The organism is Streptomyces sp. NPDC091209, from assembly GCF_044757755.1.
Lineage (GTDB): Bacteria > Actinomycetota > Actinomycetes > Streptomycetales > Streptomycetaceae > Streptomyces.
This window is the reverse complement of record NZ_JBIVVR010000011.1, coordinates 172,375-196,841: the sequence shown is the minus strand read 5'-3', so window position 1 is coordinate 196,841 and position 24,467 is coordinate 172,375. Positions and strand designations below refer to the sequence as shown.

Genomic DNA, 24,467 nt, shown 5'->3' with positions numbered 1-24,467 from the left:
ACTCCAGCCAGCTCAGTGAGGGGCGCAAGGATCCCGTGCGCATCGCCAGATTCTCCATCGACGGCAACGTCGCTTTCGGCGCGGTCGAGGGCGACAAGCCGGACGAGCTCGTCCTCGACATCATCAAGGGCATCCCGTTCGCGGACTTCGAGCTCTCCGGTACGAAGGTCCCGCTGAGCAAGGTCCGGCTGCTGCCGCCGGTGCTCCCGAACAAGGTCGTGGCCTTCGGCCGCAACTACGCGGAGCACGCCAAGGAGCTCGGCAACGAGGTGCCCGACGCCCCGTTCGCCTTCTTCAAGCCGTCGACCTCGGTGATTGGTCCCGGCGACCCGATCCAGTACCCCTCCTTCTCCAGCGAGCTGCACCACGAGGCCGAGCTCGCGGTCGTCATCGGCCGCATGTGCCGCGAGGTCCCGCGCGAGCGGGTCAAGGACGTCATCCTCGGCTACACCTGCGCCAACGACGTCACCGCCCGCGACGTCCAGAAGCGTGAGAAGCAGTGGGCCCGGGCCAAGGGCTTCGACAGCTCGTGCCCGCTCGGCCCCTGGGTGGAGACGGACCTGGACCCCGCCGACCTCACGATCCAGTGCACGGTCAACGGGCAGCAGCGGCAGCTCGGCCGCACCAGCGAGATGATCCACTCCATCGAGGACCTGATCGTCAACATCACCGAGGCCATGACGCTGCTCCCCGGCGACGTGATCCTCACCGGCACCCCGGCTGGGGTCGGCCCCCTGAACGTCGGCGACGAGGTCGCCGTCACCATCGAAGGCATCGGCACTCTCACCAACAAGGTGATCAAGCGTGGCTAACGCGACTGTCCGCGTACGTTTCTGTCCCTCCCCGACCGGCAACCCCCACGTGGGCCTGGTCCGCACCGCCCTGTTCAACTGGGCGTTCGCCCGGCACAACGAAGGCACCCTGGTCTTCCGCATCGAGGACACCGACGCGGCCCGCGACTCCGAGGAGTCGTACGACCAGCTGCTCGACTCGATGCGCTGGCTGGGCTTCGACTGGGACGAGGGCCCCGAGATCGGCGGCCCGCACGCGCCGTACCGCCAGTCGCAGCGCATGGACATCTACCGGGATGTCGCCCGCAAGCTGCAGGACGCGGGCCACGCGTACCACTGCTACTGCTCCACCGAGGAGCTGGACACCCGCCGCGACGCCGCCCGCGCCGCCGGCAAGCCCTCCGGCTACGACGGCCACTGCCGCGACCTCTCCGCCGAGCAGAAGGCTGCGTACGAGGCCGAGGGCCGCGAGCCCATCGTCCGCTTCCGGATGCCCGACGAGGCGATCACCTTCGACGACCTGGTCCGCGGCGAGATCACGTACCTCCCGGAGAACGTCCCGGACTACGGCATCGTCCGGGCCAACGGCGCGCCGCTGTACACGCTGGTCAACCCCGTCGACGACGCCCTGATGGAGATCACCCACGTCCTGCGCGGCGAGGACCTGCTCTCCTCGACCCCCCGGCAGATCGCCCTCTACAAGGCGCTGACCGAGCTGGGCATCGCCAAGGAGACCCCGGCCTTCGGCCACCTCCCGTACGTGATGGGCGAGGGCAACAAGAAGCTCTCCAAGCGCGACCCGGAGTCCTCGCTCAACCTCTACCGGGAGCGCGGTTTCCTTCCCGAGGGCCTGCTGAACTACCTGTCCCTGCTCGGCTGGTCGCTCGCGGCGGACCGCGACATCTTCTCCATCGACGAGATGGTCGCCGCGTTCGAGGTCACGGACGTGAACCCGAACCCGGCCCGCTTCGACCTGAAGAAGTGCGAGGCGATCAACGCCGACCACATCCGCATGCTCGACGTGAAGGACTTCACCGAGCGCTGCGCCCCGTGGCTGCGCGCCCCCTTCGCGCCCTGGGCGCCGGAGGACTTCGACGAGGCGAAGTGGCAGGCGATCGCCCCGCACGCCCAGTCGCGGATGAAGGTGCTCTCCGAGATCACGGACAACGTCGACTTCCTGTTCCTGCCGGAGCCGGCCGTCGACGAGGCGTCCTGGACGAAGGCCATGAAGGACGGCAGCGACGCCCTGCTCCGCACGGCCCGCGAGAAGCTGGACGCGGCCGACTGGTCCTCCCCGGAGTCCCTCAAGGAGGCCGTCCTGGCCGCCGGCGAGGAGCACGGCCTCAAGCTCGGCAAGGCGCAGGCCCCGGTCCGCGTCGCCGTCACCGGCCGCACGGTCGGCCTGCCGCTCTTCGAGTCCCTGGAGGTCCTGGGCAAGGAGAAGACGCTGGCCCGCGTCGACGCCGCGCTGGAGCGGCTCGCCGCGTAGCCGGAACACGTGGAGGAAGGAGGGGGGTGGTGCCCGGACCGGGCACCACCCCCCCTTCGCGTGTCGTGTGTCGCGCGGCGCGTACGGCGGCCCGTCGCCCCGGACCCGTGGCGGCCGGCCCGGCGGCCGAGCGCGTACGAACTGGACCGGCGGCCGAGCACGTACGAACTGGACCGGCCGGGGGACAGCGGGCCGCGCCCGGGGATACGGTCGGTCCATGGGCATCGACGCCGTGGTCTGGGACATCGACGACACGCTCTTCGACTACACCGCCGCGGACCGGGCGGGCATGCGGGACCATCTCGCGGCCGAGGGCCTGCTCGACGGCCGTACGCCCGTCGAGCAGGCCCTCGCGCGCTGGCGGGAGGTCACCGACGCTCAGTGGGCGAGGTACTCGGCAGGCGAGACGGACTGGCCGGGCCAGCGCCGTGAACGCGTCCGGGTGTTCCTGGGGAAGCCGCTGAGCGACACCGAGGCCGACGCGTGGTTCGACCGGTACATCACGCACTACGAATGCGCCTGGACCCTCTTCCCGGACGTCCTGCCCGCCCTGGACGCGCTCGGCGCCAGCCACCGGCACGCCGTCCTGTCCAACTCCAGCCTCCTCGTGCAGGACCGCAAGCTGCGCGTCCTCGGCGTGCACGACCGCTTCGAGGCGATCCTGTGCGCCGCCGAGCTGGGCGTCTCCAAACCCGCCGCGGAGGCCTTCCACGCGGCCTGCGACGCCCTGGGTCTGCCGCCGCACCGGGTCGCCTACGTCGGGGACCATCCGGAGATCGACGGACAGGGCGCGGCCGACGCGGGTCTGCTCTCGGTCTGGATCGACCGTGGCGGCGCTCACACCGCCGGCGCCGTCGGGGGGACGGGTCCGCGTCGCATCCACTCGCTGGCCGAGTTGCCCGCGGTCCTCGGCTCGGATACCCGTTTTGGAGCGTGGTCCACCTTCGGGTAATGTTCCTTCTGCGCCGCCGGGAGCGGGCCGAAAGGCCGGAGCCCGGAGGAGCTAGCTAAAACAAAATCCCCTTGTGGGGTTGCGTTTCAGTGGCCTATGGTGTAATTGGCAACACTACGGTTTCTGGTACCGTCATTCTAGGTTCGAGTCCTGGTAGGCCAGCTCGCAGAGCTCATCTGCACACGCGGAGATCCAGATCCGCAACGCCCCCGTTGTGTAGCGGCCTAGCACGCTGCCCTCTCACGGCAGTAGCGCCGGTTCGAATCCGGTCGGGGGTACAGATCCTTCCCAGGGAGGCAGTTCGGGTCGCACCCGCTGCCCCTCATGCAGGATCGCTAGGGCCCCCGTTGTGTAGCGGCCTAGCACGCTGCCCTCTCACGGCAGTAGCGCCGGTTCGAATCCGGTCGGGGGTACGGTCTCAACCACCATGGGCTATGGTGTAATTGGCAACACTACGGTTTCTGGTACCGTCATTCTAGGTTCGAGTCCTGGTAGCCCAGCTTCTGATCTGCGGAAACGCACGATTCAGGCCCCCGTTGTGTAGCGGCCTAGCACGCTGCCCTCTCACGGCAGTAGCGCCGGTTCGAATCCGGTCGGGGGTACACGGTCCGAAAGGGTCTCCACTTCGGTGGGGGCCCTTTCGGCGTTCCCGGACGCGTTCCCGTGCCGCGCCGGCCGTCGAGACCGGCTTCGCCCGCACCGGCTGTCGGCCGGGGACCGGCTTCGCCCGCGCCGGCCGGAGATCAACTCGGCGTACACCGTCATGAGTTCGGTCACGCCGGACAGGACGGCGCGGGGTGCGCCGGGCCTCGGGGGCCGGCACACCCCGCGTACGGGACGTGCGCTTCGGGGAGGGCCTGCCGCGGCGTTGAGGCCGGCCCGTCCCGTCACGCGCGGGAGTGGAGCGGTGGAGCGAAGGTTCAGCCGGTGCGGCGCAGGGCCTCGGAGAGGCGGCCTGCGGCGTCGATGACGGCCTGGGCGTGCATACGGCCCGGGTGACGGGTCAGACGCTCGATCGGTCCGGAGACCGAGACGGCGGCCACGACCCGGTTCGAGGGACCGCGGACCGGCGCGGAGACGGACGCCACGCCCGGCTCGCGCTCACCGATCGACTGGGCCCAGCCCCGGCGCCGTACCCCCGACAGGGCGGTGGCGGTGAAGCGGGCGCCCTGCAGACCGCGGTGCAGCCGCTCCGGCTCTTCCCAGGCCATCAGGATCTGCGCGGAGGAACCCGCCTTCATGGTCAGGGTGGAGCCGACCGGGACGGTGTCCCGCAGACCGGACAGCCGCTCGGCCGCGGCGACGCAGATGCGCATGTCGCCCTGGCGGCGGTAGAGCTGCGCGCTCTCGCCCGTGATGTCCCGCAGATGCGTGAGCACCGGGCCCGCCGTCGCGAGGAGACGATCCTCACCCGCCGCTGCCGCCAGTTCGGCGAGCCGGGGTCCGAGAATGAAACGGCCCTGCATGTCGCGCGCCACCATGCGGTGGTGTTCAAGTGCCACGGCGAGGCGATGTGCCGTGGGTCGTGCCAGTCCGGTCGCCGCGACCAGGCCCGCGAGGGTGGCCGGACCGGACTCCAGAGCGCTCAGGACAAGGGCTGCCTTGTCCAGAACGCCGACGCCGCTACTGTTGTCCATGAAACGATATTCGCGTCTCACTCTGTGAAACGCAAGTTCAATTTCCGGTGGAACGCGCCACCCTTGTAGACACAGCGGCCCGCGAACCAACGGGCCCGGCGGACGACGTCCGGTACGAGGGGTACGGACGTTCAACCGCCCCGGAAATCTCTAGTTGGGCCGGCGCCACACAAGCCGGCCGGAGGGAAAGCGATGGGTAGGACACTCGCGGAGAAGGTCTGGGACGACCATGTCGTCCGGCGCGCCGATGGCGAACCCGACCTCCTCTTCATCGATCTGCACCTGCTGCACGAGGTGACCAGCCCGCAGGCCTTCGACGGTCTGCGTCAGGCGGGACGCCCGGTGCGCCGCCTCGACCTCACCATCGCCACCGAGGACCACAACACCCCGACCCTCGACATCGACAAGCCCATCGCGGACCCGGTCTCCCGGGTCCAGCTGGAGACGCTGCGCAAGAACGCCGCCGAGTTCGGCGTGCGGCTGCACTCGCTGGGCGACGTCGAGCAGGGCGTGGTGCACGTGGTGGGACCGCAGCTGGGTCTGACCCAGCCGGGCACCACGGTGGTCTGCGGTGACTCCCACACCTCCACGCACGGTGCCTTCGGCGCCCTGGCGTTCGGCATCGGCACCTCGCAGGTCGAGCATGTGCTGGCCACCCAGACGCTGCCGCTGGCCCGCCCGAAGACCATGGCCATCACGGTCGAGGGCGAGCTGCCCGACGGCGTCAGCGCCAAGGACCTGATCCTGGCGATCATCGCCAAGATCGGTACCGGCGGCGGCCAGGGCTACATCCTGGAATACCGCGGCTCCGCCATCGAGAAGCTCTCGATGGAGGCCCGGATGACCATCTGCAACATGTCGATCGAGGCCGGCGCCCGCGCGGGCATGATCGCCCCCGACGAGACCGCCTTCGCGTACCTCAAGGGCCGTGCGCACGCCCCCGAGGGCGAGGAGTGGGACGCCGCGGTCGCGTACTGGAAGACCCTGAAGTCCGACGACGACGCCGAATTCGACGCGGAGGTCGTCATCGACGCCGCCTCCCTGTCGCCGTTCGTCACCTGGGGCACCAACCCCGGCCAGGGCGCGCCGCTTTCGGCGAACGTCCCCGACCCGGCTTCGTACGAAGACGCTTCGGAGCGCATGGCCGCCGAAAAGGCCCTGGAATACATGGGGTTGACCGCCGGACAGCCGCTGCGTGACATCAAGGTCGACACGGTCTTCGTAGGTTCGTGCACCAACGGCCGTATCGAGGACCTGCGTGCGGCCGCCGCGGTCGTCGAGGGCCGCAAAGTCGCCGACGGCGTACGGATGCTGGTCGTCCCCGGTTCCGCGCGGGTCGGTCTGCAGGCCGTTTCCGAGGGCCTGGACGTGGTCTTCAAGGAGGCCGGCGCCGAGTGGCGGCACGCGGGCTGCTCGATGTGTCTGGGCATGAACCCCGACCAGCTCGCCCCCGGTGAGCGCTCCGCCTCCACCTCGAACCGCAACTTCGAGGGCAGGCAGGGCAAGGGCGGCCGTACGCACCTGGTCTCGCCCGAGGTCGCCGCCGCCTCGGCGGTCGCCGGCCGCCTGGCCGCCCCGGCCGACCTGTCCGACGCCCCTGTGCCCGCTGGAGTCTGAGAGCCATGGAAGCATTCACCACGCACACCGGCCGGGCCGTCCCGCTGCGCCGCAGCAACGTCGACACCGACCAGATCATCCCCGCCCACTGGCTCAAGAAGGTGACCAGGGACGGTTTCGAGGACGGTCTCTTCGAGGCCTGGCGCAAGGACGCGTCCTTCATCCTCAACCAGCCCGAGCGCAAGGGCGCCACTGTTCTGGTGGCAGGCCCCGACTTCGGTACGGGGTCCTCCCGCGAGCACGCCGTCTGGGCGCTCCAGAACTACGGCTTCAAGGCCGTCATCTCGTCCCGTTTCGCCGACATCTTCCGCGGCAACTCACTCAAGAACGGCCTGCTCACGGTGGTTCTGGAGCAGAAGATCGTGGACGCGCTCCAGGAGCTCTCGGAGCGGGACCCCGAGGCCGAGATCACGGTGGACCTGGAGGCGCGTGAGGTGCGCGCCGAGGGCATCACCGCGGCCTTCGAGCTCGACGAGAACGCCCGCTGGCGGCTGCTGAACGGGCTGGACGACATCTCCATCACCCTCCAGAACGAGGGCGACATCGCGGCGTACGAGGCCAAGCGGCCGTCGCACAAGCCGAAGACGCTGCAGGTCTGACCTCCCGGCCGTCGCGGCCGGGTCAAGACGGATTTCAGCCACCGCAACACCCCTCTGTACCCCCAATCGTGGACGGTTGGGGGTACAGCTGTTTCCGCTTCCGGACAGGTCCCGCGTGCCCTTGAGAACCATGTCAACTCCCTTAGTTACAAGGGAGGTTGCCTGGGTATGCGCACGCAGGGGCGACTTCCGGCCAGGGTGGTCAGGAGGCTTCCGGGGGGCGGCAGTTACCCCCTGCGCAGGCGACAACTCGCCCCAGATGGCACAATCTGTGCATGGAAGGTGACGGCCAACTCGAGCTCTACACGGCAGTCGCCGCCCAACTCAAGGAAGCGCACACAAGAGTGCGCGCACTGCAAGTCCCGGAGGGCGTACGGATGGCGCTGACCCGGAAGCTGCTGGTCATTACGGCCGCGGCCAAGCACGATCTCGCCGATGCGGCAAGGCGTCTGGAGCGGTTCACCAACGACCTCGACGAGGGCCGATTCCTCGAAGAGGAACGCTGACGGACTTCGCTGCGGCCCGAGTTCGTTGCGGCACAAGGGTGATTAGCCCGTTTCGTGTTTGATTTGCGGTATATATCTGCCTAACGTGCGAAAAAGCTTGAACGCATTCGTTCGGGCAATGTCTCCGAAGGGGAAGACGTGAACAAGGCGCAGCTCGTAGAAGCGATTGCCGACAAGGTCGGCGGGCGTCAGCAGGCCGCCGACGCGGTCGACGCGGTACTGGACGCCATCGTCCGTGCGGTTGTCGGCGGAGACCGGGTCTCGGTCACCGGCTTCGGTTCCTTCGAGAAGGTCGACCGTCCGGCTCGCTACGCCCGCAACCCGCAGACCGGTGAGCGTGTTCGGGTCAAGAAGACCTCCGTGCCGCGCTTCCGTGCCGGCCAGGGCTTCAAGGACCTGGTGAGCGGTTCGAAGAAGCTCCCGAAGAACGATGTCGCGGTCAAGAAGGCCCCGAAGGGCAGCCTCTCCGGCGGAGCTTCCGCGACGGTGAAGAAGGCCGCGGCCAAGAAGGCCACCACCGCCAAGAAGGCGGCGGTCAGGAAGACCACGGCGAAGAAGACGGTCGCGAAGAAGACCACGGCCGCCGTGAAGAAGACGGCGGCGAAGAAGACGACGGCGAAGACGGCCGCCGCGAAGAAGACCGCGGCCAAGACGACCACCGCCAAGAAGACCGCGGCCAAGACGACCCCGGCGACGAAGGCCACCGCCAAGAAGGCCCCCGCCAAGAAGTCGACGGCTCGCAAGACCACCGCCAAGAAGGCCACCGCCCGCTAGAAGCCGGGCGCAGGGGCACCTCACGCGCCGGGCCGGGCTCCCACCGGGAGCCCGGCCCGCGGCACGTTCAGAATGTCTGCGTCAGAACGTCTGCAGCGTGATCAGGGTGATCCGGCGCTCCGCGCCCTCGCCCTCGGTCTCGATCCGCACACGCTGGCCCGGCCGCAGCAGCCGCAGCCCGCCGGCGTCGAACGCCGGCCCGTCGAAGGGCACCGGAGTGCCGTCGTCGAGCAGCACCTGTCCGCTGCGGGTCTCGGGGTCGTACGTGTACGAGGTCGCCTGCATGGGGGCAGCCTACTGACCCCGCCGCGCGGGGCGCCGTGCGAGGGACGCGGGATCGCCCGGCCGCACGGACCCCGAATCGGCCCGCACGGCCCCCGAATCGGCGCGCGGACCCCCGGCCCGGTCCTGCCGCCGGCTACTGCCCGGGAATCAGCAGGCGCGCCGCCGCTGCGGCCGTGCGCGGCCCCACGCCGAGGGTCAGCGCCGCCCGCAGATCGTCCCGGGTGTCCACGTCCTGGCGTACGGAATCCACCGCGTCGAGACGGAGTTCCGCGGCTCCCGAGGCGCGATGACGGGCCCGGGAATCGCCGCCGAAAGCGGGGAGCAATTGCATGCCCGGGGAAGCGGCCAGGAGAGTGGTGCCGATTGCGGCGGCATCGGCCAGAAAAGCGCGGGGGAATTCACCGGCGGCGGCCAGTACCCGGGCCAATTCCAAAGGCCGCAGAGCGGGCAGATCGGCGTTCAGGGCCGCAACCGCGCTTTCGGGATCCCGGGCCCGTACGACCCCCGCGCCGTGCGCCAGCGCCGCGTTGAGACCCCCTCCCGGCTCGTCCGCGACGATGTGGGCGCCCAGCGCGGACAACTCCCGCCCGGCCAGCGCGTCGCCCGTGACGACCGCCACATCCCGTACCGCGGCGCAGGCCAGCGCCGCCGCCACGGTGTCCTGCGCGAACGCCAGGGCGAGGCCGGGGCGCAGTACGTCGGAGGCGGTGTCCGCCAGCCTGCTCTTGGCCCGCGCCAAAGGTTTGAGGGGTACGACCAAGGTCCACCGCACGAGCGCTCCGCCCTCTCCAGTCACGCCCTATTGTGACCCGGTCACCCTGGCGGTCCGGGCGCCGGGGCGTACGGTGTTCTCGACAGACAGGCGGCCTCGGGCGACACTTGTGCGGCCCCCCAGGCTCTAGAGGAAGGTGTCCGCGTGCCCCGCCGCAGAATCGGCTTCTGGTACCGCTTCGCAGCGGTTCTCTGCAAACCGCCGCTGGTGGTTCTGATCAAGCGGGACTGGCAAGGAATGGAGAACATTCCGGCCGAGGGCGGATTTATCACCGCGGTGAACCACAATTCCCACGTGGACCCGTTCGCGTATGCGCACTACCAGTACAACACCGGGCGTGTTCCGCGCTTCCTGGCGAAGGCCGGTCTTTTCAAGAAGGGATTCGTCGGTGCCGCGATGCGGGGCACCGGACAGATTCCCGTCTACCGCGAGAGCACCGACGCGCTGAGCGCCTTCCGGGCCGCGATCGACGCCGTGGACCGCGGCGAGTGCGTCGCGTTCTACCCCGAGGGCACGCTCACCCGTGACCCCGACGGCTGGCCGATGACCGGCAAGACCGGTGCGGCCAGGGTCGCCCTGCAGACCAAGTGCCCGGTGATCCCGGTCGCCCAGTGGGGCGCCAACGAACTGCTGCCCCCCTATGCCAAGAAGCCCAACGTCCTTCCGCGCAAGACCCACCACGTGCTCGCGGGGCCGCCGGTGGACCTCTCGCGCTTCTACGACAGGGAGATGAACCCGGACCTCCTGAAGGAGGCCACCGAGGTCATCATGGCCGCCGTCACCGCGCAGCTGGAGCTGATCCGCGGCGAGAAGGCGCCCGAGAACGTGTACGACCCGCGCGAGGTGCGTATCGCGCAGCGCCGCAAGGCCGCGGCCAAGGGCAAAGCACAACAGGAAGAAGGGCAGGGCACGTGAGCAAGCCGGTCAGGGCGGCCGTCTTCGGGACCGGATCGTGGGGTACGGCCTTCGGCATGGTGCTCGCCGACGCGGGGTGCGACGTCACCCTGTGGGCGCGCCGTCCCGAACTCGCCGACGCGGTCAACTCCACGCGGATGAACCCGGACTACCTCCCGGGGATCGAACTCCCCGAGAACCTGCGGGCCACCGCCGACCCGGCCGAGGCCGCGCGCGACGCCGACTTCACCGTGCTCGCCGTGCCCTCCCAGACCCTGCGCGGGAACCTCGCGGAATGGGTGCCGCTGCTCGCCCCGGACACCGTGCTCGTCTCGCTCATGAAGGGCGTCGAACTCGGCACCGTGAAGCGGATGAGCGAGGTCATCGAGGAGGTCGCCAAGGTCTCCGCGGACCGCGTCGCCGTGGTCACCGGACCCAACCTCGCCAAGGAGATCGCGCAGCGGATGCCCGCCGCCGCGGTCGTCGCCTGCCGCGACGAGGCGGTGGCCCGGCGCATCCAGACCGCCAGCCACACGCCGTACTTCCGCCCGTACACGAACACCGACGTGGTGGGCTGCGAACTCGGCGGCGCCGTCAAGAACGTGATCGGTCTCGCCGTCGGCATCGCCGACGGCATGGGTCTGGGCGACAACGCCAAGGGCTCGCTGATCACCCGCGGCCTGGCCGAGACCACCCGGCTCGGGCTCGTCATGGGCGCGGACCCGATGACGTTCTCCGGCCTCGCCGGCCTCGGCGACCTCGCCGCGACCTGCTCCTCGCCGCTCTCCCGCAACCACACCTTCGGCATCAACCTCGGCAGGGGAATGACCCTCCAGGAGACCATCGCGGTCACCCGGCAGACCGCGGAGGGCGTCAAGTCCTGTGAGTCCGTCCTGGATCTGGCCCGCAGGCACGGCGTCGACATGCCGATCACCGAGACGGTCGTCAGCATCGTCCACGAGGGCAAGCCCCCGGTGGTCGCCCTCAAGGAGCTGATGTCGCGCAGCGCCAAGTCCGAACGCCGCTGAACCGGCCAGGCCGAACCCCCAGGTGGGCGACGCTCCGCAACGGTGGGTGCGACGCTGAGCAACGGCCGCCGTGGGGCGCTGACTCAGCGCCGTACCACCGGGTACTCTCAACCCGATATGAGCACCGAGAACCTCTCCCAGAACCCTGAGCAGCCGCCTCGCAAGCCGCGCGTGGCCGTCGTGTTCGGCGGCCGCAGCTCCGAACACGGGATCTCCGTGGTCACGGCCGGCGCCGTCCTCAGCGCCATCGACCGTACGAAGTACGACGTACTGCCGATCGGCATCACCCAGGACGGCCGTTGGGCGCTCACCGCGGACGAGCCGGAACGCATGGCGATCGTCGACCGCAAGCAGCCCAGCGTCGAGCAGCTCGCCGAGTCCAGCGAGGGCGGCGTGGTGCTCCCCGTCGACCCGGCCAACCGCGAGGTCGTCTACAACGCACCCGGTTCGGTCCCCAAGGCGCTCGGCGAGGTCGACGTCGTCTTCCCCATGCTGCACGGCCCGTACGGCGAGGACGGCACCCTCCAGGGCCTCCTCGAACTGTCCGGCGTCCCCTATGTCGGCTCGGGCGTGCTCGCCTCGGCCGTCGGCCAGGACAAGGACTACATGAAGCGGGTGTTCACCTCGTTCGGCCTGAAGGTGGGCCCGTACGTGGTGATCCGGCCGCGCGAGTGGCAGCAGGACGAGTCCGCCGCCCGCAAGAAGATCGTCGACTTCGCGGGTGAGCACGGCTGGCCGCTCTTCGTGAAGCCCGCGCGCGCGGGTTCCTCGTTCGGCATCACCAAGGTCGACGACCTCTCGGGCCTCGACGAGGCCATCGCGGAGGCCCAGCGGCACGACCCGAAGATCATCGTGGAGGCGCTGCTGCGCGGCCGCGAGATCGAGTGCGGCGTCCTGGAGTTCGAGGACGGGCCGCGCGCCTCGGTCCCGGCCGAGATCCCGCCCGTGCAGTCGCACGCGTTCTACGACTTCGAGGCCAAGTACATCGACGCGGCCGACGGGATCGTGCCCGCGCCGCTCACCGAGGAGCAGACCGCCGAGGTCCGCCGGCTGGCCGTCGAGGCCTTCGAAGCGGCCTCCTGCGAGGGCCTGGTCCGCGCGGACTTCTTCCTCACCGAGGACGGCGAGTTCGTGATCAACGAGATCAACACGATGCCGGGCTTCACGCCGATCTCCATGTACCCGCGCATGTGGCGGGAGACGGGCGTCGGTTACCAGGAGCTCGTCGACCGCCTGATCCAGGCGGCGCTGCGGCGGTCCACGGGACTGCGCTGAGCATCCCGCGGGACCACGGTGTCAGTCGGCGATCCCCTTGGGGATCGCCTTCTTGACGGATGCGGCCAGGTCGACGAGCACCCCGGAGACATCGACACTTCCGGGCACCGTGACCTGGACGTACGCCAGACGCGAAGCGGTGGTGAGGCGGGTCGTCCCGTCGTCCTGCTTCTCCATCAGCCAGTCGACGCCGTTCACACCTCCGCCGACCGCCTTCGGGTCGTCGCCCGTCGCCACCTTCGGGTCGACCATCTTCGGAGGCCGTTCGACACCGCAGCGCAGTATGATCGCCGGGCTTCCCCAGCCCGCGGTCAGCGCGGACCGGGGCTCCGGGTCCTCACGGCTCTGGCCGTCCACTGTCCGCGGCAGCACCTTGTCCAGGTTCTGGCACAGCTCGGTGACCTTCGTGTCCGGGCTCGGAACCGCGACGGACGCGCTGTCGTCTGCTGAGGAGCAGCCCGCGATCGCGATCAGCGCCGCGAGAGCGGGCGGCCCGAGGAGAGCGGTGTGCCGGTGACGGAAGGAGTTCACCGGCCAAGGGTAGACGGGGGCTACAGGTGCACGACCGGGCAGGTCAGGGTGCGGGTGATGCCGTCCACTTGCTGGACCTTGGCGACCACCATGCGACCCAGGTCGTCGACGGTGTCGGCCTGGGCGCGCACGATCACGTCGTACGGTCCTGTCACGTCCTCGGCCGTGATCACCCCCGGGATCTTGCTGATCGTCTCGGCGACGGTCGACGCTTTGCCGACCTCCGTCTGGATCAGGATGTACGCCTGTACCACGGAACCTCCAGGGCGGCCACGAGGATCATGTGGGGAAAAGGAACGCCACGGTATCGCGTTGCCGCTCGCCGCGGGGAGACCCGCGGTGACTGGGGCTCGCGCGCCGGGGTGGAGGGACTGCGCAAGTTGACGGTCAACTCGACCGTACCGAGTACTCAGACGGCTCGCGACCGGGCACGGGCAGCGACAGAGGGAGCACGACGATCATGAAGGGCACCGTGGGCGAGTTGGGGGAGTTCGGGCTCATCCGAGAGCTCACCTCGCGTCTCACCACCACCCCGGCGGTCCGGGTCGGTCCCGGCGACGACGCCGCGGTGGTGGCAGCGCCGGACCGCAGGGTCGTGGCGAGCACCGACATCCTCCTCGAGGGACGGCACTTCCGCCGCGACTGGTCCACGGCGTACGACGTCGGCCGCAAGGCGGCGGCACAGAACCTCGCCGACATCGCCGCGATGGGCGCCGTCCCGACCGCGTTGCTGCTCGGCCTGGTCGTGCCCGCCGAGCTCCCGGCCACCTGGCCCTCCGAGCTGATGGACGGGCTGCGTGACGAGTGCCAGGTCGCGGGGGCGGCCGTGGTCGGCGGGGATGTCGTACGGGGCGAGACCATCACGATCGCGATCACCGCGCTCGGTGATCTGCGCAACCACGAGCCGGTCACCCGGGGCGGCGCGCAGCCCGGCGACGTCGTCGCCGTGACCGGCTGGCTGGGCTGGTCCGCGGCCGGGTTCGCGGTGCTCTCCCGGGGCTTCCGCTCGCCGCGCGCCTTCGTCGAGGCCCATCGCCGGCCCGAGCCGCCGTACCACGCGGGTCCGGCCGCCGCCGGGCTCGGCGCGACCTCGATGACGGACGTCAGCGACGGCCTGATCGCCGACCTCGGACACATCGCCGAGGCGAGCAAGGTGCGCATCGACGTCCGCTCCGGGGACATCGACATCCCCTCCCAGATGAACGACATCGGGCAGGCCGTCGGGGTCGACCCCATCCAGTGGGTGCTCACCGGTGGCGAGGATCACGCGATCGTCGCGACCTTCCCGCCGGACGTGAAGCTGCCCGCGCGCTGGAAGGTGATCGGTGAGGTCCTCAATCCGTCGGCCCTGCCCCAGGTCACCGTGGACGGTGCGCCCTGGACGAGCAAGGGCGGCTGGGACCACTTCGGGGACATCGAGTCCTGAGGCCGCGGCGCCGGGGCGTGACTCCGGCGCCCAGCGGTGCCGCCCAACGTGCCGTCCGAGGGATGGACTTCGGGGTCCGGAGAATGAAATGACGCGGGCCGTCGGCCCGCTGGGCGGATCGCCGTGGAACTGCTCCGGACCGTGCCCGAGTTACCCGCGCCCCGGTCGATCATGAGTGTGGGGCCGGCCCGTGGTGGATCCGGCCCCTGGTCCACGGGCGCGGACGGTCCCGCTGGGCGCACGCGGTGTGACGCACGAGGTGTGACGCACGAGGGCAGCAAAAAACCCGCCCACCGTGAGGTGGACGGGTTCAGTGCAGACGTACCAGCAGTGGCCGCGCGCTAGCGGTTGTCAGCGCGTGACCTTGCCGGCCTTGATGCACGAGGTGCAAGCGTTCACGCGCTTCGGCGTCCCGCTCACCACGGTACGAACGCGCTGGATGTTGGGGTTCCAGCGACGCGGTGTACGGCGGTGCGAGTGCGAGATGTTGTTGCCGAAGCCCGGCCCCTTGCCGCAGACGTCGCAGTTGGCAGCCACGGGTCACTCCAAAGACTTCAGATGCACTTACGGTTGATCCCGGCATGCCGAGAATCAAGATCTAGGATCTGAGTGGCGGTGCCAGGGGATGGCCCGATCGGATCGGGCAACTGGAGCAGCATACAACGACTGCGTCCGGAGAACGAAACTACCATGACCTGCCGGTTGCCACTGCGCCCACCTCGGGGCCCACTACCGGCAGTAACCCTTTCTGGGTCTACGCTGCGTCCCACGTCCAGCAGCTCAAGGAGGCGCAGGTGCCGCAGGTGCCGCAGACATTCGATGCTCTCGCGGTGCGCACCTGGTGCGGGCTCGCGCTGGAGGCCCTGGGCCGCGCGCGCGAGGAGATCGACGCGATCAATGTCTACCCGGTCGCGGACGGGGACACCGGGACGAACCTGTATCTGACGGTGGAGTCGGCGGCGGCGGCGGTCGAGGCGGTGTTCGCGGGGTACGAGGCGGTGGCCGCTCCGGCGTCCGAGGCCGACGGAGGGAACGGGGCGGCCGGCGGAACAGGGACCGCCCGAGCGCCCGGGGCCGCCGGAGGGAGCGGTGTCTCCCTCGCCGACGCCGCTCGGGCCATGGCGCACGGAGCCCTGATCGGGGCCCGTGGCAACTCCGGAACCATCCTCGCCCAGCTTCTGCGCGGCATGGCACAGGTGCTCGCCGCCGACGGTGAGAGGGCTCACACCGACGGCGGGAGCATGCGCCTCGCCCTGCGGAACGCCGCCGATTCCGCCCGCGAGGCCGTCGCGCACCCCGTCGAGGGCACGGTCCTCACGGTCGCCTCCGCCGCCGCCGACGCCGCATCCGGCGCCGACGGGGACTGCGGCACGGTCGCGCTCGCGGCGTACGAGGGAGCGAGCGCGGCGCTCACCGCGACCACCCGCCAGCTCGCCGTCCTGGAGCGGGCCGGTGTGGTCGACGCGGGCGGGCGAGGACTGGTGGCGGTGCTCGCGGCCCTGGTGGAGACGTTCACGGGGGAGGCCCCGAGGACACCCGCGGGGGCTGCCGCCCGCCATGAACCGGGGAAGGAGACCGTTCCCGGCGCCAGGGGCGCGGCCGGTACGGCCGTCATCCCGGCGCCCGGAACCGTCGACCCCTCGGACACCCGTCCCGGAGCCGCTGGAACCGGTGGAGCCGGTGCAGGCGGGCCCTCCGGTCCGCGCGGGTACGGGGCCGATCGGCCGGACGTGCCGGAGGGCGGAGTGGCCGACGTGGCGGGCACCTGCGCGGACGGGGTGGCGGAGGACGGTCATCCCGCCTTCGAGGTGATCTACCTCCTGGAGGCGGAGGACGCCGCCGTGGACCGTCTCCGGGCCCGGCTCGACGGACTCGGCGACTCCCTCGTGGTGGTCGGCGGCGACGGGCTGTGGAACGTCCACGTGCACGTCGACGACGCGGGCGCGGCCGTCGAGGCGGGCGTCGAGGCGGGGCGGCCGTACCGCATCCGGATCACCCACTTCGGGCTCGGTGACGTGCACACCGGAGCCGGGGTCGGGCGTCCGCCCCGGGAACGGGCGCAGCGAGCCGTGGTGGCCGTCGTGCCGGGCGAGGGGCTGGCCGGGCTGTACACGGAGGCAGGGGCGACCACCGTGCTGGCCCGGCCGGGGGAGCCGCCGGCCAGCGGGGAGCTCGTGGAGGCCGTACGGCGGGCCCACGCGCGCGAGGTGGTGCTGCTGCCCAACGACGCCGATCTGCGGCACACCGCGGCGGCGGCCGCCGAACAGGCCCGCGCCGAGGGCGTCCGGGTCGCGCTGATCCCGACCCGCTCCGCCGTCCAGGGCATCGCCGCGCTGGCCGTGCACGAACCGGAGCGCCGCTTCGACGAGGACGTCGTCGCGATGACCTCGGCGGCCGGCGCCACCCGCTATGCCGAGGTCGCCGTCGCCGAGCGGCAGTCCTGGACCATGGCCGGGATCTGCCAGGCCGGGGACGTCCTCGGCCTGATCGACGGCGACGTCGCCGTCATCGGGGCCGACCTCACCACCACGGCCGAGACCGTCCTCGACCGCATGCTCTCGGCGGGCGGTGAGATGGTCACCCTCGTCCTGGGCGACGAGGCCCCCGAGACCATCGCCGCGCATCTGGAGTCCCGGGTACGGGAGTCGTACCTCGCGGTGGACACCGTGGTGTACCGGGGCGGGCGCCAGGGCGCGCTGCTGCTGATCGGGGTCGAGTAGCGGCGGGAGACCCGCCCGGGGCGATCAGACGCCCACGGGAAGCGTGTCCCGCGGGGAGGACTCCCCGCGTACGGCCGTCCGGTGGGCGCGTTCGACGGCCTGCCCCCAGTAGGTCCCGGCGACCATGAGCACGGCGCCGAGGGCGGTCAGGGCTGTGAGGCGTTCGCCGCCCAGGCCGATGCCGACCGCGACGGCCCAGACCGGCTCGGTGCCCAGCAGCAGACTGGCCCGGCTGGCGGAACCGCGCTGCACCGCCCAGGTCTGGGCGAGGAAGGCGAACACGCTGCAGAACAGGGCGAGATAGAGAAGCCGCGCCCAGCCCGCGGCATCGACCCCGCCCAGCGTCGGAAGGGTGCCGGCGACGGGCACCGCGAACAGGGCGGTGCCGACGACCGTCTGGACGGCGGTGACGTGCAGCGGCCGTACGGTGCGGCGGGCCGTGAGCCGCCCGACGAGCGCCACGTGGGCCGCGCGGACCAGCGCGGCGGCGAGGATCAGCAGGTCACCGCTCCGGGGTGAGTGGAAACCGCTGCCGGACACCAGGAGCCCGACGGCCAGCAGACACAGGCCGGTGGCGGCGAAGTAGCGAAGCGGCAGCCCCGCCGCGCCGGACGCGCGGTCCAGCAGCGGGGTGAGGACGACGGTGAGGCTGATGATCAGGCCCGCGTTGGCCGCGCTGGTGTGCGCGACACCGTACGTCTCCAGGACCAGGACCGCGGCCTGGGTGATCCCCAGGACCGATCCGACACGGAGTTCGTCACGCGTGCAGCGCCTCGTCCGGCGCCGGGCGGCGAGGAGGGCGACACAGGCGGCGGCCGAGATGCCGTACCGCACGAACAGGACGAGGAGGACGGGGAGCGCCGAAGTGGCTGTCTTGGCGGCCAGATAACTGGAACCCCAGACGGCGGCGACAAGGAGAAGCACCGTGTCGGTGCTGCGGACTCGGGACACGCCCACACGCTCTCCCACCCCGACTCTGAAGCCCAGAGCCAAGTTCTTCACCGTCTTTTAAGCATCACTACAATGCGCGGATGAACGAGCGGCAGTTGCGGATCCTTCGTGAACTCGGTGAGCTGGGCAGTGTCACCGCCGTGGCGGAGGCGCTGCTGATGACCCCCTCGGCCATCTCGCAGCACTTGCGGCTGCTGCAACGCTCGATCCCCGTCCCGCTCACCGAACGCGACGGACGACGGCTGGTGCTGACGGACGCCGGGCGGGCGCTGGCCGGCGCGGCGATCGAGGTGGAGAGTGCCCTCGCCCGGGCGCGGCACTCCGTGGACGAGTTCGTCGACGAGCCGGCCGGAGACGTGTCGGTGGCCGCCTTCCACAGCGCGGCCGCCACCTTCTTCCCGGTCCTGCTGCGCGGCCGGGACCCGCGGGCGCCACGCCTCTCGCTCGCCGACGAGGACGTGGCACAGGACCACTTTCCCCGGCTGACGCGGGACTACGACCTCGTGCTCGCCCATCACCTCGCGCACGCGCAGCCCTGGCCGCGCACCGTCACCGCGACCACGCTGCTGCGCGAACCGCTCGACGTCGCCATGCCGGCCGACCACCCGCTGGCCCGCGCGGAGCGGCTGACCCCGCGTGATGTCGCGGACCTGCCCTGGATCACCGTGCACGACGGATTTCCGCTGATGGCCACCATCGACGCCATCGCGACGGCCGCGAACCGGCGGCTCGACATCGTCCACCGCATCAACGAGTTCGCGGTCGTCGCGGAGACCGTCGCCGCGGGCGGCGGGCTCGCCCTGATGCCCCGCTGGACCACGCCCGCGCATCCCGCCCTGGTCCTCAGACCGCTCAGCGGGGTCCACGCCATACGGCGCATCGACGTGCTCCACCGTCCCGAACGCGTGGCACGCAAGGCCGTACGGACGGTGCTCGACGAACTGCGCCGCGCGGCGGAGGCGATCCGCGGCGGCGACGCGGCGGCTTCCGACGCCGCCGGGACAACTCCCGCCACCGGTCCTAGGTGAGCCCCGCCATCCGCCGGTGAGCTCCGCCATCCGCCGGTGAGACCCGCGCAGCGGTCCGCGACACCCGGGTTGGCCGAGGCGCAGGGACCCGACCCCGAGGCGCGGGGATCCCGCGCCTCGGCACCGGTCAGGCCTTGCCGGCCTTCTCCACCAGCGTGAGCATCCTCTCGGCGTCGGCCCGCCGGGCCTCGGCGACCTCCCCGTCCAGCCGCTCGCACGCGGCGAGGACCGTGCGCGCGCGTGCCGTGGCGGCGTCGTGCCGCCCCAGGTCGGCCTCCAGCCAGCCGGCCGCCAACTCGGCGCCCGTCCGGGCGTCGAGCAGGGCGTCCCCGAGGGAGGCGAACACGGAGATCGCCCGGGTGAGGTGTTCGACGGCCTCCTCGAACGCGTCCCGCGAAGCGCCCTCCTCCGCGTCGTTCGGCACGGAACGGGCCACCAGATCCCCGAACTGACGGTGGGTGTGCCCGAGTTCGGCGACGATACGGCGCCGCGCCTCCTCGTCTCCGAGCCCATCGCCGAGTCCGAGTCCGAGTCCGAGTCCGAGTCCGAGTCCGATTCCGGATTCGGCTTCGACTTCGGACTCGGTGCCGGAGCCCGCTTCGGCCCCGGAAGCGGCGGAGCCGTCCGGCGCGCCCGAGGGTTCGCCCACCGGCGAGCCCGGCGAGACCGGTGCAGCCGCCCAGCCCTCCATCGCGGACTCGCACTCCTGGACCGCCGCGCCCATCAGCTCCCGCGCCCCGTCGAGCCGCCCGTCCCGCATGGCCGCGCCCCAGGCGCGTGCCCGGAGCGCCCGGACCAGCCCGTGGACGTTGCCCATTTCGCGCCAGAGGTCGCCCGCGCGGGCGTACGCCTGATCCGCCTGGGCGGTCATCCCGGCGTGCCCGAGGGCCTCGGCCGCGAGGTGCGCGAGCGTCGCGTGGTCGCGCTGCTCGGGCCAGTGCCGGGCGATGTCGGCGGCACGAAGCCAGTGCTCGGCGGCCTCGCGGTGCCCGCCGAGCTCGGTGAGGCAGTCGCCGAGCCACCAGCGCGTCTGCACGATCACGCCGTCGCCGTGCATCTCGCCGGTCAGATCCGGCAGCGCCGACTCCAGGATCTCGGCGGCCTCCGCCCACCGCCCCCGCCGGACCAGGAAACCACCGAGCTGGTGGCGCGCCCAGGCACCGAAGGTGGCGGCCTCTCCCGCCTCGTCGGCCCAGTGCGCGGCCTCCAGGGCGTGCTCCGAGGCGGGGCCGAACCGCCCGGTCGCGGCGAGTGTCTCGGCGAGCCGGAGATGCAGCTGCGCGTGGCCGGCCGGCTCCAGGTGGGACCCTCCGTGGTCCAGCGCCGCGCGTGTCGCCCGCTCGGCCGCCTCGGTGTCGCCGAGGTGCATCGCGATCCCGGCGAGCCGGGAGTCGTACTCGACGGCGAACCACGGGAGTCCGGCCGCCACGAACCCGTCGACGGCGCGCGAGAGGAATTCGGCGGCTCCTTCGGCGTCGTCGGCCCGGGCCGCGAGCTCCCCGAGCATCGCGTACGCCTCCGCGGCCCGCGACGCCAGTGCCACGTCGTCCCCGGCATGCGGCTCCGCGAGGGCCAGCAGCTCCCGCGCGGCCTCCTCCGCGGCGACCATGACCTCGCCCTCGGAACCGAAGTCGGTGCCGGAAGCGGAGCCGGTGTCGGCGAGCGGCTGCCCGTCCTCCGCACCCGCCTCCAGCTCGTCCACCCGATGCATCAGCGTCCGCGCCCGTCCCACCAGCACGGACGCCGTCTGCGACACCCCGGTCCCGCCCTCCGCGAAGAGGACCAGCACCCGCTCGCGCAGCTCCGCGACGGTGCCCAGGGCCTCCGCGGCCCCGCCGGACAGCGCCCGGACGTACGCGGCGCGGGAACGCGCCGCCAGCGCCTCGCCGGGGTCGCCCGCCTCGGCGTACAGCTCGGCCGCGTGGAGGAAGAGGTCGGCGCCCTGCGGCCCTCGGCCCATCGCCGCGTGATCGGCGATCTCCGCGCGGTCGCGGACCTGCAGCTCCTGGCCCTCGGCGGCGCGCGACACCGCCGCCCACGCCTCCACCGCGTCCGGGTTCCGCCGCGCCGAGAGCCGCCGGGCCTCGGCGAGCAGCGCGTCCAGATCGGGTACGGCGTCCTCGGTCACGGCCTGCGGCACGGGAGCGGGGGCCGTCGACGGAACGGGAAGTCCGGTGCGCGCCGGGCGCGTGGATCGCACGCCCAGCGGCAGCCGGTCCACGAGCGCGGGCTGGTCCATGCGCGCGACGGCGCGTTCGCTGACGTACGACGTGCCGTTGCGGTCGTCGAACCGCGCGGCCAGCGCGAGCGCCTCCCCGCGCGCGTGGACGGCGAGTTCCGCCGCCGTCCAGCCACGCCCCGCGGGCCCGGGAACCGGCTGCGCGCCGAGCCCGAGGGCGGTCAGCCGGTCCATCGTGAGCGCCACCACCGCCATGAAGTCCAGCTTGCTGCGCGGGTCCCCGGAGTCCGTGAAGTAGGCCGGGCGCTCCGCGAGCAGTTCCAGGGCGCGCGCCTCGTTGCCGGTGAGGGCGCAGAACTCCACATGGTCCGCGTACGCGGACCGCATGCTCTCCATGGCCCGCACCAGCCGGAAACCCCGCAGATGATGGGCGCGCGCTTCGTCGGCCCGCCCCAGGCGCAGCAGCGGCAGCAGGGAGGACGCGAGGACGGTGTGCGGCTCGTGGACGCACGTGTACTGGCCCTCCAGTACCGGCGCCCACAGCTCCAGCGCCTCCCCGTCCGCGCCACGCACCGCCCGCCACCAGCCCTGCCCGTGCAGCTCGCACGCGTGGCAGTCGGCCATGGAGTCACGGTCCGCGGCCATCCAGGCGGTGTACGCCCGCTCGGCGCGCTCCAGGTCGCCCAGATGGGCGGCGACGCTGAACTCGGCACTGCGCACGGCTCGTTCGGAGTGACCGGCGAGACGGTAGCGCCGCTCCATCTCGCCGAGCCACTTCTCTATGGAGGCGAGCGGAACGTGCGGCTGGTCGAGCATGCCCGCCGACATCCACTTGAAGACCCAGTGCAGCGAGTGGATCTCGAACTCGTCGAAGTCCTCGGGGCGTTCGTCCCACATGCGCAGCAGCCGCGCGAAGGGGACGAACCTCTTGTCCTTCTCGGAGCTGTAGCTGTAGACCTTCAGCTGGTGTCCGAGCGCCTCGATGACGGCGAGCGGGATGTTCAGCCGCTCGGCCTCCACGAGCAGTTGCTCCGCGCGCGCGTTGCGGCCGGGCCCCTCCGGCTGCTCGTAGTTGTCCGCCATCGCCCGGCGCAGCGTGTCGAAGTCCATGGCCGGGTTCATCGGCGGTCGTCCCTTCCGGGGTCGGTGTGCGTGGCCCACTCCAGGAGGCCGATGAAGGCACGGTTGAGGAGCGCCGAGTCCGCGGGCCGCAGCGGACGCTGGGACATCAGCAGGGCCTGTCCGTAGAGGGACTCCGTCGCGGTGCCTATCAGGTCCGGATCGCCGAGTGAACTGATCCTGCGGATCAGCGGGTTGAGGTGGTTGAGGACCAGACGCGCGCGCGGGGCGCTGCCGCGCAGCGAGCCGAGAATGCCCGCCCACAGATCGTCCGCCTGCTCCTCGGCCTCCGCGCGGGCCTGTTCGTGGCGGGCCGCCCGGTCGTCCAGGTGCAGGGCCGGCACCGACAGGGGGTGGAAGGCGCGCAGGACCACATCGCAGTTCAGCGGGTCGAGTCTGGCCCGCGCGACCCCCAGGAAGGCCGACAGGGCCAGCTCCTCGGCCGGGTCCACCGCGTCCAGGTGAGCCGTCACGGTGTCCGCGTCCAGCTCCGAGACGACCGTCCCCGGGCGCACGGCCGGCAACGCCTCGATCAGCTCGCTGTCGTACGTGTAGCCGCCGTTGACCACTCCGACGCCCTGCGCGGAGGCGATCGGCGCGACCTGCCGGTACTCCTCCACGGTCCGGGTGAAGTGCACCACCGGGTGACGCTGCGCGAACTCCTCCAGGGACAGCCGTCCGTCGGTCGTCTCGAAGGGCAGCCACGGCAGCATCGTGCGCAGCATCTCCGCGTCGTGCCGCGCCAGCGACTTAACGCCCAGGTGGTGCACCGACAGGAACGCGGCCAGTCGCTCCGGATCGCCCGCCGCGAGCCCCGTCAGCCAGGACCGGATGCGCTCGCCCAGCGCCTCCCGTACGGCGGCGAGGGTCTCGTCCTCGTACAGCGACTCGCGCGAAGCGGTGGGCCGCAGACTGTCCGTGTCGAGGACGCAGCGCACGAAGAACGCCCAGTCGGGCAGCAGTTGTTCGGCCCGCTCGGTGAGCAGCATGCCCTTCAGGTGCACGCGATGGCTCGCGCGCTGGGCCGGGCTGACCGCCGACGGCAGGACGTAGGCCACGCCCCGGATCCCGGCGACCGGCACGTCCAGGTCGATCGAGTCCAGCGGAGTGAACCCGAACAGGTCGTGGCAGTGCCGGGCCAGCGCGACCCTTCGGCCCGCGGGACTCGGATAGGGCCGGTCCCAGGGCGCCGGAAGGTCCGCGATCGGCTCGTCGCCGACCCGCACGTCGTACGGCAGCAGCGCCCCGAAGTCGCGCGCCAGCGAGCGGACCCGCTCCTCGCTCAGCCACTCGCCGGCCCCGGCGCGCGCCACCAGGTACACGGTGGTGCCCGGTTCGGTGCGCGCCTCGTGCGGCAACGTGCGCACGGTGTACGAGCCGTCGTCGGCCGCCGTCCACTCGACCGGCGCCGCGTCGGGCGTCCGGGCGCTGCGGCTGACCACCCGGATACGCTCGGCGACGACGAAACACGCCAGCAGCCCGATGCCGAACTGGCCCAGGAAGTCCGAACGCGCCGACTCCAGGCCGTCGTTCCGCTTGGAACTTCGGCCGATGGTCGCCAGCAGGCTGTGCACGTCGGACTCGGTCAGCCCGATGCCGGAGTCCTCCACGCGCAGGGCGCCACCCTCGGCGTACAGGCGCACGGTGGCCGGGGCGTCCGGCTGCTCGGCGCGTCGCGCGGTGATCGCGTCGACGGCGTTCTGCAGCAGCTCGCGCAGATAGACCTTGGGACTGGAGTAGAGGTGATGGGAGAGGAGGTCGACCAGACCGCGCAGGTCGACCTGGAACGTATGAGGAGACGGGGAGGCCTGGGACGGCTGTGAGGTCTGGGATTCCATCGTCGCTGCGCCGGTGGGTGGGGGGACGTGCGACGGCGCGGGGTCGGGCGGTCCCG

The 24,467-nt window shown here is 71.5% G+C and carries 22 protein-coding genes and 5 tRNA genes; 18 read left to right on the top strand and 9 right to left on the bottom strand.

Translation table 11 applies throughout. The features are described from left to right. Positions 1-35: 35 nt before the first annotated feature. The 8 genes from ACIQRL_RS29770 (at position 36) to ACIQRL_RS29735 (ending at position 3,834) form a co-directional block, all read left to right on the top strand. The gene (locus ACIQRL_RS29770) at positions 36-812 is read left to right on the top strand and encodes a fumarylacetoacetate hydrolase family protein (RefSeq protein WP_401337291.1); all 777 of its coding nucleotides are present in this window, start codon (positions 36-38) and stop codon (positions 810-812) included. Then, complete coding sequence (gene gltX / locus ACIQRL_RS29765) at positions 805-2,280, top strand: glutamate--tRNA ligase (protein WP_401337289.1); 1,476 nt, start codon at positions 805-807, stop codon at positions 2,278-2,280. The genes ACIQRL_RS29770 and gltX overlap by 8 nt, the downstream gene beginning before the upstream one ends. Before the next feature lie 217 nt (positions 2,281-2,497). Continuing rightward, positions 2,498-3,232, top strand: a complete 735-nt coding sequence (locus ACIQRL_RS29760) for an HAD family hydrolase (protein WP_401337288.1) — start codon at positions 2,498-2,500, stop codon at positions 3,230-3,232. A gap of 90 nt (positions 3,233-3,322) precedes the next feature. Then, positions 3,323-3,394: transfer RNA gene (locus ACIQRL_RS29755), tRNA-Gln, on the top strand. Between the two features lie 43 nt (positions 3,395-3,437). Further along, positions 3,438-3,510: transfer RNA gene (locus tag ACIQRL_RS29750), tRNA-Glu, on the top strand. 62 nt (positions 3,511-3,572) lie between these two features. Then, positions 3,573-3,645 (top strand) — tRNA-Glu (locus ACIQRL_RS29745). A gap of 15 nt (positions 3,646-3,660) precedes the next feature. After that, positions 3,661-3,732, top strand: a tRNA-Gln gene (locus tag ACIQRL_RS29740). A 29-nt stretch (positions 3,733-3,761) separates the two neighbouring features. Next, positions 3,762-3,834, top strand: a tRNA-Glu gene (locus ACIQRL_RS29735). A 318-nt stretch (positions 3,835-4,152) separates the two neighbouring features. On the opposite strand, the gene ndgR is transcribed toward ACIQRL_RS29735, so the two are convergent. Beyond that, entirely contained in the window at positions 4,153-4,869 is a 717-nt protein-coding gene (gene ndgR / locus ACIQRL_RS29730) for an IclR family transcriptional regulator NdgR (protein ID WP_028806673.1), read from the bottom strand. 192 nt (positions 4,870-5,061) lie between these two features. Between ndgR and leuC the strand changes: the two genes are divergently transcribed. The 4 genes from leuC (at position 5,062) to ACIQRL_RS29710 (ending at position 8,365) form a co-directional block, all read left to right on the top strand. Then, positions 5,062-6,486: a 3-isopropylmalate dehydratase large subunit gene (leuC, locus tag ACIQRL_RS29725; protein ID WP_401337286.1), complete on the top strand. Its 1,425-nt coding sequence runs from the start codon at positions 5,062-5,064 to the stop codon at positions 6,484-6,486. A 5-nt stretch (positions 6,487-6,491) separates the two neighbouring features. Beyond that, complete coding sequence (leuD, locus tag ACIQRL_RS29720) at positions 6,492-7,085, top strand: 3-isopropylmalate dehydratase small subunit (protein WP_401337284.1); 594 nt, start codon at positions 6,492-6,494, stop codon at positions 7,083-7,085. Between the two features lie 275 nt (positions 7,086-7,360). After that, complete coding sequence (locus ACIQRL_RS29715) at positions 7,361-7,591, top strand: hypothetical protein (protein ID WP_401337282.1); 231 nt, start codon at positions 7,361-7,363, stop codon at positions 7,589-7,591. A 138-nt stretch (positions 7,592-7,729) separates the two neighbouring features. After that, positions 7,730-8,365 carry an HU family DNA-binding protein gene (locus ACIQRL_RS29710; protein WP_401337280.1) on the top strand — a complete coding sequence of 212 codons (636 nt, stop codon included), beginning with the start codon at positions 7,730-7,732 and terminating at the stop codon, positions 8,363-8,365. Positions 8,366-8,446: 81 nt separating this feature from the next. Here ACIQRL_RS29710 and ACIQRL_RS29705 read toward each other — a convergent pair whose 3' ends face one another. Further along, on the bottom strand, positions 8,447-8,650 hold the full coding sequence (locus tag ACIQRL_RS29705; RefSeq protein WP_261708243.1) for a hypothetical protein: 204 nt from the start codon (positions 8,648-8,650) through the stop codon (positions 8,447-8,449). Between the two features lie 133 nt (positions 8,651-8,783). Beyond that, positions 8,784-9,422, bottom strand: a complete 639-nt coding sequence (cofC, locus tag ACIQRL_RS29700) for a 2-phospho-L-lactate guanylyltransferase (RefSeq protein ID WP_401337278.1) — start codon at positions 9,420-9,422, stop codon at positions 8,784-8,786. Between the two features lie 144 nt (positions 9,423-9,566). Here cofC and ACIQRL_RS29695 point away from each other — a divergent pair, with 144 nt between their 5' ends. The 3 genes from ACIQRL_RS29695 to ACIQRL_RS29685 all read left to right on the top strand — a co-directional run bounded on the left by ACIQRL_RS29695 (position 9,567) and on the right by ACIQRL_RS29685 (position 12,619). Beyond that, positions 9,567-10,337: a lysophospholipid acyltransferase family protein gene (locus ACIQRL_RS29695; protein WP_401337276.1), complete on the top strand. Its 771-nt coding sequence runs from the start codon at positions 9,567-9,569 to the stop codon at positions 10,335-10,337. Continuing rightward, the gene (locus tag ACIQRL_RS29690; protein WP_401337274.1) at positions 10,334-11,344 is read left to right on the top strand and encodes an NAD(P)H-dependent glycerol-3-phosphate dehydrogenase; all 1,011 of its coding nucleotides are present in this window, start codon (positions 10,334-10,336) and stop codon (positions 11,342-11,344) included. The genes ACIQRL_RS29695 and ACIQRL_RS29690 overlap by 4 nt, the downstream gene beginning before the upstream one ends. Positions 11,345-11,461: 117 nt before the next feature. Continuing rightward, entirely contained in the window at positions 11,462-12,619 is a 1,158-nt protein-coding gene (locus ACIQRL_RS29685) for a D-alanine--D-alanine ligase family protein (RefSeq protein ID WP_401337272.1), read from the top strand. Positions 12,620-12,640: 21 nt separating this feature from the next. On the opposite strand, the gene ACIQRL_RS29680 is transcribed toward ACIQRL_RS29685, so the two are convergent. Then, the gene (locus ACIQRL_RS29680) at positions 12,641-13,150 is read right to left on the bottom strand and encodes a DUF3515 domain-containing protein (protein WP_401337270.1); all 510 of its coding nucleotides are present in this window, start codon (positions 13,148-13,150) and stop codon (positions 12,641-12,643) included. Between the two features lie 20 nt (positions 13,151-13,170). Then, positions 13,171-13,404 (bottom strand): Lrp/AsnC ligand binding domain-containing protein, encoded by a 234-nt coding sequence (locus ACIQRL_RS29675; protein ID WP_328553205.1) that lies wholly within the window; start codon positions 13,402-13,404, stop codon positions 13,171-13,173. A gap of 206 nt (positions 13,405-13,610) precedes the next feature. On the opposite strand from ACIQRL_RS29675, the gene ACIQRL_RS29670 reads away from it, so the two are divergent. Next, the gene (locus ACIQRL_RS29670; protein WP_351123739.1) at positions 13,611-14,576 is read left to right on the top strand and encodes a thiamine-phosphate kinase; all 966 of its coding nucleotides are present in this window, start codon (positions 13,611-13,613) and stop codon (positions 14,574-14,576) included. Between the two features lie 351 nt (positions 14,577-14,927). Here ACIQRL_RS29670 and rpmB read toward each other — a convergent pair whose 3' ends face one another. Beyond that, the gene (gene rpmB, locus ACIQRL_RS29665) at positions 14,928-15,113 is read right to left on the bottom strand and encodes a 50S ribosomal protein L28 (protein WP_330307541.1); all 186 of its coding nucleotides are present in this window, start codon (positions 15,111-15,113) and stop codon (positions 14,928-14,930) included. A gap of 257 nt (positions 15,114-15,370) precedes the next feature. Here rpmB and ACIQRL_RS29660 point away from each other — a divergent pair, with 257 nt between their 5' ends. Continuing rightward, on the top strand, positions 15,371-17,296 hold the full coding sequence (locus ACIQRL_RS29660) for a DAK2 domain-containing protein (RefSeq protein WP_401337267.1): 1,926 nt from the start codon (positions 15,371-15,373) through the stop codon (positions 17,294-17,296). A 24-nt stretch (positions 17,297-17,320) separates the two neighbouring features. On the opposite strand, the gene ACIQRL_RS29655 is transcribed toward ACIQRL_RS29660, so the two are convergent. Then, on the bottom strand, positions 17,321-18,247 hold the full coding sequence (locus ACIQRL_RS29655) for a DMT family transporter (protein WP_401337265.1): 927 nt from the start codon (positions 18,245-18,247) through the stop codon (positions 17,321-17,323). 80 nt (positions 18,248-18,327) lie between these two features. Here ACIQRL_RS29655 and ACIQRL_RS29650 point away from each other — a divergent pair, with 80 nt between their 5' ends. Beyond that, positions 18,328-19,275, top strand: a complete 948-nt coding sequence (locus tag ACIQRL_RS29650) for a LysR family transcriptional regulator (protein WP_401337264.1) — start codon at positions 18,328-18,330, stop codon at positions 19,273-19,275. A 127-nt stretch (positions 19,276-19,402) separates the two neighbouring features. Here the strand turns inward: ACIQRL_RS29650 and ACIQRL_RS29645 are convergent, their stop codons facing one another. Both ACIQRL_RS29645 and ACIQRL_RS29640 read right to left on the bottom strand, forming a co-directional pair. Continuing rightward, positions 19,403-22,576 (bottom strand): tetratricopeptide repeat protein, encoded by a 3,174-nt coding sequence (locus tag ACIQRL_RS29645; protein WP_401337262.1) that lies wholly within the window; start codon positions 22,574-22,576, stop codon positions 19,403-19,405. Further along, the gene (locus ACIQRL_RS29640; RefSeq protein WP_401337261.1) at positions 22,573-24,411 is read right to left on the bottom strand and encodes an HSP90 family protein; all 1,839 of its coding nucleotides are present in this window, start codon (positions 24,409-24,411) and stop codon (positions 22,573-22,575) included. Before ACIQRL_RS29640 ends, ACIQRL_RS29645 begins: the two co-directional genes overlap by 4 nt. Positions 24,412-24,467: the final 56 nt, after the last annotated feature.